The organism is Streptomyces sp. NPDC039462 (assembly GCF_055639375.1).
On sequence record NZ_JBVKAO010000001.1, the window covers coordinates 885,539 to 900,063 of the forward strand.

Genomic DNA, 14,525 nt, shown 5'->3' on the forward strand with positions numbered 1-14,525 from the left:
TACGGTTCAGGCCCCCTTTGCTACGTACGAAAAGCTACGGCAACTGCGCCGCCCGCGCTTCCCTGCGGTTGCCCCGGAAGTTGTTCACCCTCCGAGCCGTGGCGAAGAGGGGAATCACCGCTCCGAGGACGAGCTGCAGAGCACACCCGGTCTGCAGGAGCAGCTGGCCGCCCGGCGCGTCGAACGCCCAGGCCGCGAGGAGCCCCATGGCCGCGACGATCCACGAGAGCATGGCCACCGCGAGGGGGCCCCGCGGCTTCGGGTACTCGACGCGGCTGACCATGAGCCAGGCCGTGCCGATGATCGCGAGGAGCGTCGCCACGAAGGGCAGCTCCAGGAGCACGATCGAGACGACCGTGAGCGCCCCGAAGGGGGACGGCATGCCCTGGAAGGTGCCGTCCTTCACGGTCACGCACGAGAACCGCGCAAGCCGCAGCACCACCGCCAACAACACGACGATCGCGCCGACCGCCGCCACCCGCTGGTGGGCGTCGTCGGCGACCATGCCGTAGACGAGGACGAAGTACGCCGGCGCCAGACCGAAGCTGATCAGGTCCGACAGGTTGTCCAGCTCCGCGCCCATCGGCGAGGACCGCAGCTTCCGGGCCACGAGCCCGTCGAACAGGTCGAAGACGGCCGCGCAGAGCATCAGGATCACGGCGGTCGCGGCGGAGTGCCGTGCCATGCCGCTCTCGGTGCTGCCCTGCACGTACGGGATGAGGATGCCCGTGGTGGTGAAGTACACCGCCATGAAGCCGCACGTGGCGTTGCCGAGGGTGAGGGTGTCCGCTATCGACAGGCGCAGTGAGAGAGGCATCTCCTCGTCGGCCTCGTCCTGCACCGCCTCGGGCACCCAGCCCGCTTGTGTCTCGGGATCAACCACGGTCAATGCGAGTCACCCCAGCCACGGTCTTCTGACCGACCTCGACGTCCACCTCGACACCCTCGGGGAGGTAGATGTCGACGCGCGAGCCGAAGCGGATCAGGCCGATCCGCTCGCCCTGCTCCACCTTCGACCCCTGCGGCACGTACGGCACGATGCGCCGGGCGACCGCGCCCGCGATCTGGATCATCTCGATGTCGCCGAGCTCGGTGTCGAAGTGCCAGACAACGCGCTCGTTGTTCTCGCTCTCCTTGTTGAACGCCGGGACGAACCCGCCGGGGATGTGCTCCACGGACGTCACCGTGCCCGCCAGGGGCGCGCGGTTGACGTGGACGTTCAGGGGGCTCATGAAGATGGCGACGCGGGTACGCCCGTCCTTCCACGGCATGATGCTCTGCACCACGCCGTCGGCGGGGGAGATGACCCGGCCCTGAGCGATCTCGCGCTCGGGGTCGCGGAAGAACCACAGCATGCCCGCCGCGAGAGCGGTGGCGGGTACGGCCACGGCCGCGGCGCTCTTGGAGCGGCGCGCGCGGGCGAGGCTGAGTGCGGCGGTGGCGACGGTCGGCAGGAGCCACGGCGATGCTCCGCGAGCAAGGCGTCCCTGAAGAATGCCGTCGCGTGGTGCAGAGGTTTGGCTGTGGGGCATGGATGACCTTCGTAGCGGATGATGCCGCGCAGTGAACGGGGGACGGCGGCTTTTTCCGGATGTTATCGGTTGCGAGCCACAACTGGGCAAGCCAGGAAGCCGAGTCAGCGGCCGAAGAGTGTTGACAGGGTGTGATCTTCTTCTCGGCGAAAGTGGCCCAAACCGGGCATCTAGCCCTGGAATCGATACTCTTCGAGTAGCCGTCGGCCAATGATCATTTTCTGGATCTCGGCGGTACCTTCACCGATCAGCAGCATGGGAGCCTCCCGGTAGAGACGCTCGATCTCGTACTCCTTCGAGAAGCCGTAGCCGCCGTGAATCCGGAACGCGTCCTCCACGACTTCCTTGCAGTACTCGGAGGCGAGGTACTTCGCCATCCCTGCTTCGAGGTCGTTTCGCTCCCCTGAGTCCTTTTTGCGTGCTGCATTCACCATCATCGCATGGGCGGCCTCGACCTTGGTAGCCATCTCGGCCAGCTTGAACTGAATCGCCTGGTGCTGGGCGATGGCCTTGCCGAAAGTGTGACGTTGCTGGGCATACGAGACGCCGAGCTCGAACGCACGCTGAGCGACGCCGCAGCCACGCGCCGCGACATTGACGCGGCCGACCTCGACACCGTCCATCATTTGGTAAAACCCTCGGCCGGTGACCCCACCGAGCACGCGATTGGCCGGAATTCGCAGGCCATCCATGATGAGTTCGGTGGTGTCGACACCCTTATAGCCCATTTTGTCGATCTTGCCCGGGATGGTGAGCCCGGGGCGGACCTCGCCGAAACCGGGCTCCTTCTCCACGAGGAACGTCGTCATGGACTTGTGGGGTGCCGTCCCCTCGGGGTGTCCTTCGTCACTCCGGCACAGCACGGCCACCAGAGTGGACGTGCCGCCGTTGGTCAGCCACATCTTCTGACCGTTGAGAACGTACTCGTCGCCCTCCTTCACGCCCTTCGACGTGATGGCCGACACATCGGAGCCGAGCCCCGGCTCCGACATGGAGAACGCGCCCCGCACCTCGCCGGCCGCCATGCGCGGCAGGAAGGTGTCCTTCTGCTCCTGCGTGCCGTGCTGCTTGAGCATGTAGGCGACGATGAAGTGGGTGTTGATGATGCCGGAGACCGACATCCAGCCGCGCGCGATCTCCTCGACGCACAGCGCGTACGTGAGCAGCGACTCGCCCAGGCCGCCGTACTCCTCCGGGATCATGAGGCCGAAGAGCCCCAACTCCTTGAGGCCGTCGACGATCTGCTGCGGGTACTCGTCGCGGTGCTCCAGTTCGGTCGCGACAGGAATGATCTCTTTGTCGACGAAGTCCCTGACGGTGGACAGGATCTCCCGCTGGATGTCGGTGAGACCGGCGGTCTGCGCGAGTCGGCTCATGGGTTCACTTCTCCTGGGACTTGAGCTCCGGGCGGCCGGGCTGCTCGCCGCCGCGCTCCTTGATGTACGTCTCGGTGGGCACCATCACCTTGCGGCGGAACACGCAGACGAGCGTGCCGTCCTGCTTGTAGCCCTTGGTCTCCACGTAGACGATCCCGCGGTCCGACTTGGACTTCGATGGCGTCTTGTCGAGGACGGTCGTCTCGCCGTAGATCGTGTCGCCGTGGAAGGTCGGCGCCACGTGCTTGAGCGACTCGACCTCCAGGTTGGCGATCGCCTTGCCGGAGACGTCCGGCACGGACATGCCGAGGAGCAGCGAGTAGATGTAGTTGCCCACGACGACGTTCTTCCCGAAGTCCGTCGTCTTCTCCGCATAGTTCGCGTCCATGTGGAGGGGGTGGTGGTTCATGGTGAGCAGACAGAAGAGGTGGTCGTCGTACTCGGTGACCGTCTTTCCGGGCCAGTGCTTGTACACGGCGCCGACTTCGAACTCTTCGTAGGTGCGGCCGAACTGCATGATGTCCTACGCCTCCGGGGCCTCGAACTTGGACGTGCGCCGCATCCCGGCCGCACGTCCCTTCCCGGAGATGACCAGCGCCATCTTCCGGCTGGCCTCGTCGATCATCTCGTCGCCGAGCATCGCCGAGCCCTTCTTGCCGCCCGCCTCGGACGTGTAGTACTCGTACGCGTCCAGGATCAGCTCGGCGTGGTCGAAGTCCTCCTGGGAGGGCGAGAAGACCTCGTTGGCGGCCTCCACCTGGCCGGGGTGCAGCACCCACTTGCCGTCGAAGCCGAGCGCGGCGGCGCGGTTCGCGACCTCGCGGTAGCCGTCCACGTTCTTGATCTGGAGGTAGGGGCCGTCGATCGCCTGGAGGTTGTTGGCGCGGGCGGCCATCAGGATCTTCATCAGGATGAAGTGGTAGGCGTCCGCCGGGTAGCCGGGCGGCTGCTCGCCGACGACCAGGGACTTCATGTTGATCGACGCCATGAAGTCGGCCGGGCCGAAGATGATCGTCTCGACGCGCGGGGAGGCCTCGGCGATCGCGTTGACGTTGTTCAGGCCGCGCGCGTTCTCGATCTGCGCCTCGATGCCGATCTTGCCGACCTCGAAGCCCATGGTCTTCTCGATCTGGGTGAGGAGCAGGTCGAGCGCGACGATCTGGTCGGCCGTCTGGACCTTCGGCAGCATGATGCAGTCGAGGTTCTGGCCCGCGCCCTCGACGACCGTGACGACGTCGCGGTACGTCCACTCGGTCGTCCAGTCGTTGACGCGCACGACCCGCGTCTTGCCCGTCCAGTCGCCCTCGTTGAGGAACTTCACGATGGTGTGTCGGGCCTCCGGCTTGGCGAGTGGCGCGCAGGCGTCCTCCAGGTCGAGGAAGACCTGGTCGGCGGGGAGGCCCTGGGCCTTCTCCAGGAAGCGCGGGTTCGAACCCGGTACCGCCAGACAGGAGCGGCGCGGGCGGAGCCGGTTCACGGGCTGGGTCATGCGGGGACCTCCAGAGGGTCGAGGTGGTTCGCTTTCCGGATCTCGTCGACGATACGGCCGATGATCTCGGTGATGCCGAAGTCCTTGGGGGTGAAGACGGCGGCCACACCCGCCGCCTTCAGGTCCTCGGCGTCGCTGTTGGGGATGATGCCGCCGGCGATGACGGGGATGTCGGTGGCGCCGGCCTCGCGGAGCCGGACGAGCACGTCCGGCACGAGCTCCGCGTGGGAGCCGGAGAGGATCGAGAGGCCGACCGCGTGCACGTCCTCGGCGAGCGCCGCGTCGACGATCTGCTCGGGCGTGAGGCGGATGCCCTGGTAGACCACTTCGAAGCCGGCGTCCCGCGCGCGCACCGCGATCTGCTCGGCGCCGTTGGAGTGCCCGTCGAGGCCGGGCTTGCCGACGAGGAAGCGGAGCCGGCCGCCACCGAGGTCCTCGGCCGTCCGTGCGACCTTCTCGCGGACGAGGGCGAGCGGCGTGCCCTCTTCCGCGGTGACCGCCACAGGAGCGCTGGAGACGCCCGTGGGGGCCCGGAACTCCCCGAAGACCTCCCGCAGGGCCCCCGCCCACTCCCCGGTCGTCACACCGGCGCGTGCGCACTCCAGGGTGGCCTCCATGAGGTTGCCCGTCCCGGCGGCCACCTCCTTGAGCCGCTGCAGGGCCTTGCAGGGGCGCGGGTGGTTGAACGGCGGCTGGTAGCGGGTGTCGCGCCAGTGCTTGAGCGCGCTGACGACACGCGCCTCGACCGCCGGGTCGACCGTCATGATCGCCGCGTCCAGGTCCGAGGTGAGGGGGCTCGGCTCCGTGGACTCGTACGAGTTCACGCCGACGATCTTCTCCTGGCCCGACTCGATGCGGGCCCTGCGCTCCGCGTGCGAGGAGACGAGCTGCGACTTCAGGTAGCCGGACTCGACGGCGGCCATCGCGCCGCCCATCTTCTCGATGCGGTCCATCTCGGCGAGGGACTCGTCGACGAGCGAGGCCACCTTCGCCTCGACGACGTGCGAGCCGTCGAAGATGTCCTCGTACTCCAGGAGGTCGCTCTCGTGCGCGAGGACCTGCTGGATGCGCAGCGACCACTGCTGGTCCCAGGGCCGGGGGAGCCCGAGCGCCTCGTTCCAGGCGGGCAGCTGCACGGCACGCGCGCGTGCGTCCTTCGAGAGCGTCACGGCCAGCATCTCGAGGACGATGCGCTGGACGTTGTTCTCCGGCTGGGCCTCGGTCAGGCCCAGGGAGTTGACCTGCACGCCGTAGCGGAACCGGCGGTGTTTCGGGTTCTCGATGCCGTACCGCTCGCGCGTGACCTGATCCCAGATCCGCCCGAACGCCCGCATCTTGCACATCTCCTCGATGAAGCGGACACCCGCGTTCACGAAGAAGGAGATGCGGGCCACGACGTCCCCGAACTTCTCCTCGGGGACCTGCCCCGAGTCGCGTACGGCATCGAGAACCGCGATGGCGGTGGACATCGCGTACGCGATCTCCTGGACCGGTGTGGCCCCCGCCTCCTGGAGGTGGTAGCTGCAGATGTTGATCGGGTTCCACTTGGGGATGTGCGCCACCGTGTACGTGATCATGTCGGTGGTCAGCCGCAGGGAGGGCCCCGGCGGGAAGACGTGCGTCCCGCGCGAGAGGTACTCCTTGACGATGTCGTTCTGCGTCGTCCCCTGGAGCTTGGTGATGTCGGCACCCTGCTCCTCGGCGACCACCTGGTAGAGCGCCAGGAGCCACATGGCGGTGGCGTTGATCGTCATCGAGGTGTTCATCTGCTCCAGGGGGATGTCCTGGAACAGCCGTCGCATGTCGCCGAGGTGCGAGACCGGCACGCCGACCCGGCCGACCTCGCCGCGGGCGAGGATGTGGTCGGGGTCGTAGCCGGTCTGCGTGGGCAGGTCGAAGGCGACCGAGAGACCCGTCTGCCCCTTGGCGAGGTTGCGGCGGTACAACTCGTTGGACGCCTCCGCCGTGGAGTGACCGGCGTAGGTCCGCATCAGCCACGGCCGGTCCTTCTGACGCTCTGTCATGTTCCGCTGCTCCTCAGTGCGTTCAGATCAGTGCGTTCAGACGTTGCGGAAACGGTTGATCGCGTCGATGTGCTGAGCCCGCTTCTCCGGGTCGCGCACGCCCAGGCCCTCCTCGGGCGCGAGGGCGAGGACGCCGACCTTGCCCTGGTGGAGGTTGCGGTGGACGTCGTAGGCGGCCTGGCCGGTGTCCTCCAGGCGGTACGTCTTGGAGAGCGTCGGGTGGATCTTGCCCTTGGCGATCAGGCGGTTGGCCTCCCACGCCTCGCGGTAGTTGGCGAAGTGCGAGCCGATGATGCGCTTCAGGGACATCCACAGGTAGCGGTTGTCGTACTCGTGCATGTAGCCCGAGGTCGAGGCGCAGGTGGTGATGGTGCCGCCCTTGCGCGTGACGTAGACCGAGGCGCCGAAGGTCTCGCGGCCGGGGTGCTCGAAGACGATGTCGATGTCCTCGCCGCCGGTGAGCTCGCGGATCCGCTTGCCGAAGCGCTTCCACTCCTTGGGGTCCTGGGTCTGCTCGTCCTTCCAGAACTTGTAGCCCTCGGCGTTGCGGTCGATGATCGCCTCGGCGCCCATCGCGCGGCAGATCTCCGCCTTCTGGGGGCTGGAGACGACACAGATGGGGTTGGCGCCGCCGGCGAGCGCGAACTGCGTGGCGTACGACCCGAGTCCGCCGCTCGCGCCCCAGATCAGGACGTTGTCGCCCTGCTTCATGCCGGCGCCGTTGCGGGACACCAGCTGGCGGTACGCGGTGGAGTTCACCAGGCCGGGCGAGGCGGCCTCCTCCCAGCTCAGGTGGTCCGGCTTGGGCATGAGCTGGTTGGACTTGACGAGCGCGATCTCGGCGAGGCCGCCGAAGTTGGTCTCGAAGCCCCAGATGCGCTGCTCGGGGTCGAGCATCGTGTCGTTGTGGCCGTCGGAGGACTCCAGCTCGACGCTGAGGCAGTGCGCGACGACCTCGTCGCCCGGGTTCCAGGCGTTCACGCCGGGTCCGGTGCGCAGCACGACGCCCGCCAGGTCGGAGCCGATGATGTGGTACGGCAGGTCGTGGCGCTTGCTCAGCTCGCTGAGCCGGCCGTACCGCTCCAGGAAGCTGAAGGTGGAGACGGGCTCGAAGATCGAGGTCCACACGGAGTTGTAGTTGACCGAGGAGGCCATGACGGCCACCAGGGCCTCACCGGGGCCGAGTTCGGGGATCGGCACGTCGTCCAGGTGGAGCGACTTGCGGGGGTCCTTGTCACGGGATTCGAGGCCCGCGAACATCTCCGTCTCGTCCTTGTGCACGGTGATCGCGCGGTACGAGTCGGGCAGGGGGAGAGCGGCGAAGTCGGCGGACGTGACCGCGGCGGTGCCGCTCGCGGTCGCGGTCTGGGCCTGAATCGCGTCCAGGATTTCCTTCACGGTTTTGCCTCCGGCGAAGAAGCGTCTGAGGGGAACGCTCTTGAGGGTTGCGTCGGGTGCTGAAGTTGCGGTGGAGGTGTGCCGTCGGTTCGGCGAAGGGTGCTGCTCGGCGACGCCCTGGTGGGGCGTGGGAGGTGCCTGTGACGCAGGCGTCCGGGCGCACAGACCGAGGCCTGAGGGGACAGCCGACGTACGGATGATCTCTGCACGCCGGCCGCCCGGACAACATCAACGTATGGCACCGCGTGCCAGTCGGCAAGACACTGGGTGCCAGAAGTTTTTGACCGATGATCGATCAGTGCAGGTCAGAGGGGGTGGCGGCATGACTGAGGGGGCGCTACCGACCGGTAGCGCCCCCTCAAAACCCAAGGACGAAATAGCTCAAACGGTGCCTATGAACGCTCGCGCAGCGCCTTCTCGATGGTGCGCATGACCTCGTCCAGCGGCGCGTCCGTGCGGGCCACCGTGACGAGGACCTCACCCTGTGCGGACACCGTCGCCGGGCCCGCGGCGGGCAGGGTGTCGCGGCCCGCGCCGATCCCCGTGCCGAAGGTGCGGCGGACGATCGCGAAGGCGTGGTCCAGCTGGGTCTCCACGTCGCCCTGACCGCCGGCCCGCAGCCAGCGCCGGAGGACGTGGTTGTGGGCGGTGACCACCGCGGAGGCGGCGACCTCGGCGAGCAGCGGGTCGTCGTTGCCGTCGTGGTGCGCGTGCTCGTCGAAGTGGCCGAGGAGATAGCGCGTGAACAGCCGTTCGTAACGGGCCACCGAGGCGATCTCGCGCTCCCGGAGCGTGGGGACCTCACGGGTGAGGCGGTAGCGCTCCACGGAGACCGCGGGCGACGCCGCGTACATCTTCATGACTTCCTTGATGCCCCGGCACACCGTGTCCAGCGGGTGCTCATGCGGCGGTGCCGCGTTGAGCACGGCCTCCGCGCGGATCAGGGTGTCGTCGTGGTCCGGGAAGATCGCCTCTTCCTTGGAGCGGAAGTGCCGGAAGAACGTCCGGCGGGCGACGCCCGCGGCGGCGGCGATCTCGTCGACCGTCGTCGCCTCGTACCCCTTGGACGCGAAGAGCTCCATGGCCGCGGCCGCCAGCTCCCTGCGCATCTTGAGCCGCTGGGCGGCGGCACGGTTGCCCGCGGCGCTCTCGGGGGCGTCGGGGCTGGTGTTGCGTGAGGACTTGGCGGCCTTGGACATGCCACGAACGTACTGCATATGCGCGCCGCGGTGCTCCTGAGGGACGGGGCTGTGCTTCTGGGGGAGAGGGCTGCCCGAGGGTTCGAGCAGCCCGCCCCAGTCCGTCCGTTCGCCCGGACGACCCTCCGCCGGCTCAGCGCCGGGCATGTTCGCGGAAGCCACGGCCCGTCTTGCGGCCGAGGCAGCCCGCGGCCACCAGGTGTTCGAGCAGCGGCGCCGGGGCCAGGCCCGGGTCGCGGAATTCACGGTGCAGGACCTTCTCGATGGCCAGCGAGACGTCCAGGCCGACGACGTCCAGGAGCTCGAAGGGGCCCATGGGGTAGCCGCCGCCGAGCTTCATCGCCGCGTCGATGTCGTCCAGCGAGGCGTAGTGCTGCTCGACCATCTTGATCGCGTTGTTGAGGTACGGGAACAGCAGCGCGTTCACGATGAAACCGGCGCGGTCGCCGCAGTCCACCGGGTGCTTGCGGATCTTCGTGCAGACCTCGCGGACCGTGGCGTGCACGTCGTCCGCGGTCACCACCGTGCGGACCACCTCGACCAGCTTCATCGCCGGCGCCGGGTTGAAGAAGTGCATGCCGATCACGTCGCGCGGCCGCGACGTGGCACGGGCGCAGGCGACGACCGGCAGCGACGACGTCGTGGTGGCCAGGATCGCGCCCGGCTTGCACACCTTGTCGAGCGTCGCGAAGAGCTGCCGCTTGATGTCCAGGTCCTCGGCGACGGCCTCCAGCGCCAGATCGACGTCGGCGAACGCCTCGTACGACCCGGCGGGCGTGATCCGCTCCAGCGCCTGCGCGGCGGCCTCGGCCGTCATCCTGCCCTTGTCGACGGAGCGCGAGAGGGACTTGCCGATCCGGGCCTTGGCGGTCTCGGCCTTCTCGTCCGTGCGCGCGGCGAGCACCACGTCGAAGCCGGCCTTGGCGAAGACCTCCGCGATACCGGACGCCATCGTCCCCGAGCCGGCGACACCGACCGAGCGGACCGTGCGTCCCCGCGCGATCTCCTCGCCCGCCGCCGGGGTCAGCGCGTCGTCCACCACCTCGTCGCTGCCGGGCTCGGCGTACGTGTAGAAGCCGCGGCCCGCCTTGCGCCCGGTCAGCCCCGCCTCGCTGAGCTGCTTCAGGATCGGCGCGGGGGCGTGCAGCCGGTCCTGCGACTCGGCGTACATGGCGTCGAGGACCGTGCGGGCGGTGTCCACGCCGATCAGGTCGAGCAGCGCGAGCGGACCCATCGGCAGGCCGCAGCCGAGCCGCATCGCGGCGTCGATGTCCTCGCGGGAGGCGTACTTCGCCTCGTACATCGCGGCGGCCTGGTTGAGGTAGCCGAAGAGCAGCCCGTCGGCGACGAACCCGGGCCGGTCGCCGACCGCGACGGGCTCCTTGCCGAGGGCGTGCGCAAGATCGGTGACCGCGGTGACGGCGGCGGGCGAGGTCAGCACGGACGAGACGACCTCGACCAGCTTCATCGCGGGCGCCGGGTTGAAGAAGTGCAGGCCCAACACCCGCTCGGGACGCGCCGATTCGGCGGCGAGACGGGTCACGGACAGCGCGTTCGTGCCGGTCGCGACGATCGTCTCGGGACGCACGACGGCGTCCAGCTCGCGGAAGACCTGCTGCTTGATCTCGTACGACTCCGGGACGACCTCGATGACCAGGTCGGCGTCGGCGGCGGCCCGCAGGTCGGTGAAGGTGCGGAAGCGGGTGAGGACGCCGCGACGCTCCTCCTCGGTGAGGCGTCCCCGGTGCACGGCGCGCGCGGTCGAGGCCTGCAGCGACTCGACGGCCCGGGTGGCCGCCGCCTGGCTGATGTCGATGCCGATGACCTCGCGGCCCGCCCGGGCCAGGACCTCGGTGATGCCGGTGCCCATCGTGCCGAGACCGATGACGGCGACGGTGTTCAAGGGAGCGTCCATGCGTGGACTCCAGGAAGAGAGTGACGACTGAGGGGCGCGCGGGTGCGGCGAGCGCACGGCGAGCGGGGAGTGGTGCGTGGCGTGTCCGGGCGGCGCGCGAAGGGCACGCCCGGTGAGAGAAGCCGACCGGCTCTGTCCCGGAGCCGCGTCGTACTGAGGTACGTGAAGTACCGAACCGACTTGCACTCGCCTTGGCTGCGTCACCAGGCCACGGCGAGGAAAGGAACTGCTACGAGGAGTGTGCCCCGCTCACATGAGACTAACCGGCGAGTAACGAGCGCGCCAGCCCGCGATGTTCTCCGATGTCTGTGATCTACATCGCGACCGCTGGGTAAGGCTTAGGCTCGCGACCATGGATGAGGAGTTGCGGACAGTGACGGAACGCTTACGGGCCGAGGCGGGTGGTTCGAAGGAGTACGAGAGGCTGGTCGCCACGGACGACCTCGACGAACTCGCCGAGGCACTCGTCGCCCCGGGGCAGCCCCTGTGGGCCAGGGAGTTGGTGGCGGTCAGGCTCGGCGTCGCCGGGGACCGCAGGGCCTTCGAGTCGCTCGTCCTCCTCCTCAACCACCGGGACCCGCCGCGGTGCGCCGCCGCGGCCCACGCCCTGGCCCGCCTCGGCGACCCGCGCACGGCACGCGCGGCGGCCGCCCTCGCGACCAACGAACTCCGCGTCGCGTACGCCCTGTACCCCGTACGCCTCCTCACGGAGCTGCGCGCCCCGGAGTCGGCGCCCGCGCTGATCACCACGCTGCAGCGCAGACTCGCGCCGCACGATCCGTACGGCAAGATCGCCCTCGCGTGCGTGGAAGGACTCGGGGCGCTCGGCGACGCGCGGGCCAGACCGGTCCTGATGGCCGCCCGCGCCCACCCCCGCCTCGCGGCGGCGGCCTCGGCGGCACTGGCGCGGCTGCCGGAGTGAGGACGCGGGTGGCCGGTGTGCGGCCTCGAAGACGGGCTCTCAGGGAAGAGGGCGGCTGTAGCGGATCTCCGGCACGGGCATGCCGTCCATCTCCTGGGGGTCGCGGGCGCCGTCGGGTGTGAACCCGGCGCGTTCGTAGAAACGGCGGGCGCGGGTGTTGGCCTCCAGGACCCAGAGGCGCATCCGGCCGTGACCGGCCGCGGTACAGCGAGCCAGGCACTCCAGGAGCAGCGCGCGGCCCACACCCGTGGAGTACTGCTCGGGGTGCGCGTACAGCGCGTACAACTCGCTCTCTCCCGGCGGGAGATCGTCGTCGCGGGCCGGACCGAAGCAGGCCCAGCCGACGATCCGCCCGGCGCGCACGGCGACCAGGTCCACCGAGCCCGAGCCCGCCTCGCCCCGCGCCAGCAGCCGCTCGCGGAGCTGCGCCGCACTCTCCTCGACGCTGAGCGCGTCCAGGTGCGGCTGGGGCATCAGTCCGGCGTACGCCTTCTGCCAGCCGCGGACGCGGAGTTCGGCGACGGCGGCGCAGTCGGCCTCGCCCATCTCCCGTATCCGCACGGCCACGTCTCGTATCCGCATGTCCACGTCTCGTATCGCCACGGCCGCCACCTACTCCGGCACCACCGCGAACGCCTCTATCTCCATCAGGAACTCGGGGCGGACCAGCGACACCACCTGCACCGCCGAGGACGCGGGGAGGCGCTCGGGGTCGAGGAACGCGTCCCGCGCGGAGCGCACGGCGGGCATGTGCGCCATGTCCGTCACGAAATACGTCAGCTTCACGACGTCGTCGAAGGTCGCGCCCGCGGCCGCGAGGCAACGCCGCAGGTTCTCGAAGACCTGCCGGGCCTGCGCCGCCGCGTCGCCCTCGCCGACCGGCTTGCCGTCCTCGTCCAGGGGCAACTGGCCGGATATCGCCACGAAGCGGCCGGATCCCATGACGACGTGGGTGTACGCGGTGGCGGGGGCGACGCCCTCGGGGGCGCTGATGTGGGTCAGTCGGCTCATGACCCCATCGTGGACCATGGGTGTGACAACGCCCTGCGCGCGGTGGTGCTCCGCGGCTTCGGCTCGGGCGGCGCCTCGCACTCCGCGTCGGCCTCGCCGCCGCCGGCCGGTACCTCCCCGGTCGTCAGGTAGGCGGCCAAGTGCCGGTCCAGGCAGGGGTTTCCGCGCAGGGTGACGCCGTGGTTGCCGCCGCCCCGCTCGACCACCAGGCGGGAACCGCGCAGCTTGCGGTGCAGGCTGACGGCGCCGTCGTACGGGGTGGCGGGGTCGTCGGTCGCCTGGAACAGCAGCACGGGCGGCAGCGCGGAGCCGGCGACGTCCGGCGGGGTCAGGTGAGGCGTCGGCCAGAACGCGCACGGCGCGTTGTACCAGGCGTTGTTCCAGGTGGAGAACGGTGCCTTCGCGTGCACCCGCGCGTTGTCGGCGCGCCACGTCCGCCAGTCGCGCGGCCACGGAGCGTCCCGGCACTGCACGGCCGCGTAGACGCTGTAGCTGTTGTCGCCCGCGGCGTCGACCGCGCCGATGCCCTCGTACGCCGCGACGAGCGGTGCGGCGTCCGCGTCGTTCACGTACGCCGCGAACGCCGTCGCGAGGCGGGGCCAGTAGCCGTTGAAGTAGCCGCCGGGGATGAAGGTGTCCTCCAGCTCGGCGGCGCCCACCTTCTTGCCCGCGGGCCGCACGGCGACCGCGTCCCGCATCGCGTGCCACGCGGTCTCGACCTTCTCGGGGTCCTTGCCGAGGCCGTACGTCGCGTCGTGCCGGGCGATCCAGGCCATGAGCGCCTTGTGGCGGGCGTCGAAGGCGAGGTCCTGGCGGAGGTTGTTGCCGTACCAGACGCCCGTCGGGTCGACGAGGGAGTCGAGCGCCATGCGGCGCACCCGGTGCGGATGGAGCTTTCCGTAGAGCGCGCCCAGATAGCTGCCGTACGAGTAACCGAAGAAGTTGATGTGCTCCGCGCCGAGGGCCGCGCGGATGGCGTCCATGTCCTGGACCGTGCTCACCGAGTCGATGAAGGGCAGGATGTCCGCGTACTTCGAAGCGCACGCCCGCGCGAACGCCTCCGCCCGCCGGAGATTGGCCCGCTCCAGTCCGGGCGTGGCCGGGACGGCGGCGGGCCGCACGGGGGAGAAGTGCCCGGGGCGGCAGTTCAGCGCGGGCCTGCTCCGGCCGACGCCGCGCGGGTCGAAGCCGATGACGTCGTACTGGGCGGCCACCTCGTCGGGCAGCGCCTCGGCGACGAACGCCGCCATGGTCAGTCCGCTGCCGCCAGGACCGCCGGGATTCACCAGGAGGGGCCCCTGGGAGGTCTTCGCGGTGTGCGGGACGCGGGACAGGGCGAGGGTGATCTGCCGGCCGTCCGGCCGCCGGTGGTCGAGCGGGACCTGCAACGACGCGCACTGGAGCGTCGGGTGCTCCTTGATGTCACACGGCTTCCACGAGAGAGGGGCGTGCTGGCGGACGTGCTGCCGGTGCTGGGCGGCGTACGGGGTGCCGGGGCCGGTCGGGGCGCCCGACGCGGGCGGGACCGCGATGACCATTCCGGCCACCGCCACTGAGGCGGCGACTGAACCGAGTACGACGGCACGCTTCTTCATCCGGCCTCCCGGGGCGGCGACTCAGGGCCCCGCAGGCCGTGACCCTCGGCGCATCTTCCCGGAA

General features: G+C 69.5%; 13 protein-coding genes. 1 reads left to right on the forward strand and 12 read right to left on the reverse strand.

What is annotated here, in order from left to right; translation table 11 throughout:
- Positions 1-34: 34 nt before the first annotated feature.
- From pssA to ACZ7LU_RS03755, 9 genes are all read right to left on the reverse strand, one after another.
- Positions 35-889: a CDP-diacylglycerol--serine O-phosphatidyltransferase gene (gene pssA / locus ACZ7LU_RS03715; protein WP_362997565.1), complete on the reverse strand. Its 855-nt coding sequence runs from the start codon at positions 887-889 to the stop codon at positions 35-37.
- Positions 876-1,532 carry a phosphatidylserine decarboxylase gene (locus ACZ7LU_RS03720; protein ID WP_362997563.1) on the reverse strand — a complete coding sequence of 219 codons (657 nt, stop codon included), beginning with the start codon at positions 1,530-1,532 and terminating at the stop codon, positions 876-878. Before ACZ7LU_RS03720 ends, pssA begins: the two co-directional genes overlap by 14 nt.
- A 170-nt stretch (positions 1,533-1,702) precedes the next feature.
- Positions 1,703-2,908: an acyl-CoA dehydrogenase family protein gene (locus ACZ7LU_RS03725; protein ID WP_468557422.1), complete on the reverse strand. Its 1,206-nt coding sequence runs from the start codon at positions 2,906-2,908 to the stop codon at positions 1,703-1,705.
- A gap of 4 nt (positions 2,909-2,912) precedes the next feature.
- Positions 2,913-3,425 carry a MaoC family dehydratase gene (locus tag ACZ7LU_RS03730; RefSeq protein ID WP_468086526.1) on the reverse strand — a complete coding sequence of 171 codons (513 nt, stop codon included), beginning with the start codon at positions 3,423-3,425 and terminating at the stop codon, positions 2,913-2,915.
- Between the two features lie 6 nt (positions 3,426-3,431).
- Positions 3,432-4,397 (reverse strand): HpcH/HpaI aldolase/citrate lyase family protein, encoded by a 966-nt coding sequence (locus ACZ7LU_RS03735; RefSeq protein WP_468086524.1) that lies wholly within the window; start codon positions 4,395-4,397, stop codon positions 3,432-3,434.
- Positions 4,394-6,421 carry a methylmalonyl-CoA mutase family protein gene (locus tag ACZ7LU_RS03740; protein ID WP_470982825.1) on the reverse strand — a complete coding sequence of 676 codons (2,028 nt, stop codon included), beginning with the start codon at positions 6,419-6,421 and terminating at the stop codon, positions 4,394-4,396. Before ACZ7LU_RS03740 ends, ACZ7LU_RS03735 begins: the two co-directional genes overlap by 4 nt.
- A gap of 36 nt (positions 6,422-6,457) precedes the next feature.
- A complete protein-coding gene (gene ccrA, locus ACZ7LU_RS03745; protein ID WP_471915571.1) occupies positions 6,458-7,819 on the reverse strand; it encodes a crotonyl-CoA carboxylase/reductase in 1,362 nt (453 codons plus the stop codon).
- 392 nt (positions 7,820-8,211) lie between these two features.
- Positions 8,212-9,036, reverse strand: coding sequence for a TetR family transcriptional regulator (locus tag ACZ7LU_RS03750; RefSeq protein WP_398299865.1), 825 nt, complete (start codon positions 9,034-9,036; stop codon positions 8,212-8,214).
- A gap of 115 nt (positions 9,037-9,151) precedes the next feature.
- On the reverse strand, positions 9,152-10,933 hold the full coding sequence (locus ACZ7LU_RS03755) for a 3-hydroxyacyl-CoA dehydrogenase family protein (protein WP_471915572.1): 1,782 nt from the start codon (positions 10,931-10,933) through the stop codon (positions 9,152-9,154).
- A gap of 352 nt (positions 10,934-11,285) precedes the next feature.
- Between ACZ7LU_RS03755 and ACZ7LU_RS03760 the strand changes: the two genes are divergently transcribed.
- The gene (locus ACZ7LU_RS03760) at positions 11,286-11,855 is read left to right on the forward strand and encodes an adenylosuccinate lyase (RefSeq protein ID WP_398299862.1); all 570 of its coding nucleotides are present in this window, start codon (positions 11,286-11,288) and stop codon (positions 11,853-11,855) included.
- A gap of 39 nt (positions 11,856-11,894) precedes the next feature.
- Here ACZ7LU_RS03760 and ACZ7LU_RS03765 read toward each other — a convergent pair whose 3' ends face one another.
- From ACZ7LU_RS03765 to ACZ7LU_RS03775, 3 genes are read right to left on the reverse strand one after another with little or no spacing between them, the layout of a single operon-like run.
- Complete coding sequence (locus ACZ7LU_RS03765) at positions 11,895-12,458, reverse strand: GNAT family N-acetyltransferase (RefSeq protein ID WP_471915573.1); 564 nt, start codon at positions 12,456-12,458, stop codon at positions 11,895-11,897.
- A gap of 9 nt (positions 12,459-12,467) precedes the next feature.
- On the reverse strand, positions 12,468-12,866 hold the full coding sequence (locus tag ACZ7LU_RS03770; RefSeq protein ID WP_468086514.1) for a RidA family protein: 399 nt from the start codon (positions 12,864-12,866) through the stop codon (positions 12,468-12,470).
- Entirely contained in the window at positions 12,863-14,461 is a 1,599-nt protein-coding gene (locus ACZ7LU_RS03775; protein ID WP_471915574.1) for an alpha/beta hydrolase, read from the reverse strand. Before ACZ7LU_RS03775 ends, ACZ7LU_RS03770 begins: the two co-directional genes overlap by 4 nt.
- Positions 14,462-14,525: the final 64 nt, after the last annotated feature.

Excerpts from the sequence above, each read along its gene's own strand:
- ACZ7LU_RS03720 (WP_362997563.1), bottom strand. The coding sequence starts at position 1,532 with ATGCCCCACAGCCAAACCTCTGCACCACGCGACGGCATTCTTCAGGGA.
- ACZ7LU_RS03730 (WP_468086526.1), bottom strand. The coding sequence starts at position 3,425 with ATGCAGTTCGGCCGCACCTACGAAGAGTTCGAAGTCGGCGCCGTGTAC.
- ACZ7LU_RS03775 (WP_471915574.1), bottom strand. The coding sequence starts at position 14,461 with ATGAAGAAGCGTGCCGTCGTACTCGGTTCAGTCGCCGCCTCAGTGGCG.
- ACZ7LU_RS03755 (WP_471915572.1), bottom strand. The coding sequence starts at position 10,933 with ATGGACGCTCCCTTGAACACCGTCGCCGTCATCGGTCTCGGCACGATG.
- ACZ7LU_RS03770 (WP_468086514.1), bottom strand. The coding sequence starts at position 12,866 with ATGAGCCGACTGACCCACATCAGCGCCCCCGAGGGCGTCGCCCCCGCC.
- ACZ7LU_RS03750 (WP_398299865.1), bottom strand. The coding sequence starts at position 9,036 with ATGCAGTACGTTCGTGGCATGTCCAAGGCCGCCAAGTCCTCACGCAAC.
- ACZ7LU_RS03740 (WP_470982825.1), bottom strand. The coding sequence starts at position 6,421 with ATGACAGAGCGTCAGAAGGACCGGCCGTGGCTGATGCGGACCTACGCC.
- ACZ7LU_RS03760 (WP_398299862.1), top strand. The coding sequence starts at position 11,286 with ATGGATGAGGAGTTGCGGACAGTGACGGAACGCTTACGGGCCGAGGCG.
- ACZ7LU_RS03735 (WP_468086524.1), bottom strand. The coding sequence starts at position 4,397 with ATGACCCAGCCCGTGAACCGGCTCCGCCCGCGCCGCTCCTGTCTGGCG.
- ACZ7LU_RS03725 (WP_468557422.1), bottom strand. The coding sequence starts at position 2,908 with ATGAGCCGACTCGCGCAGACCGCCGGTCTCACCGACATCCAGCGGGAG.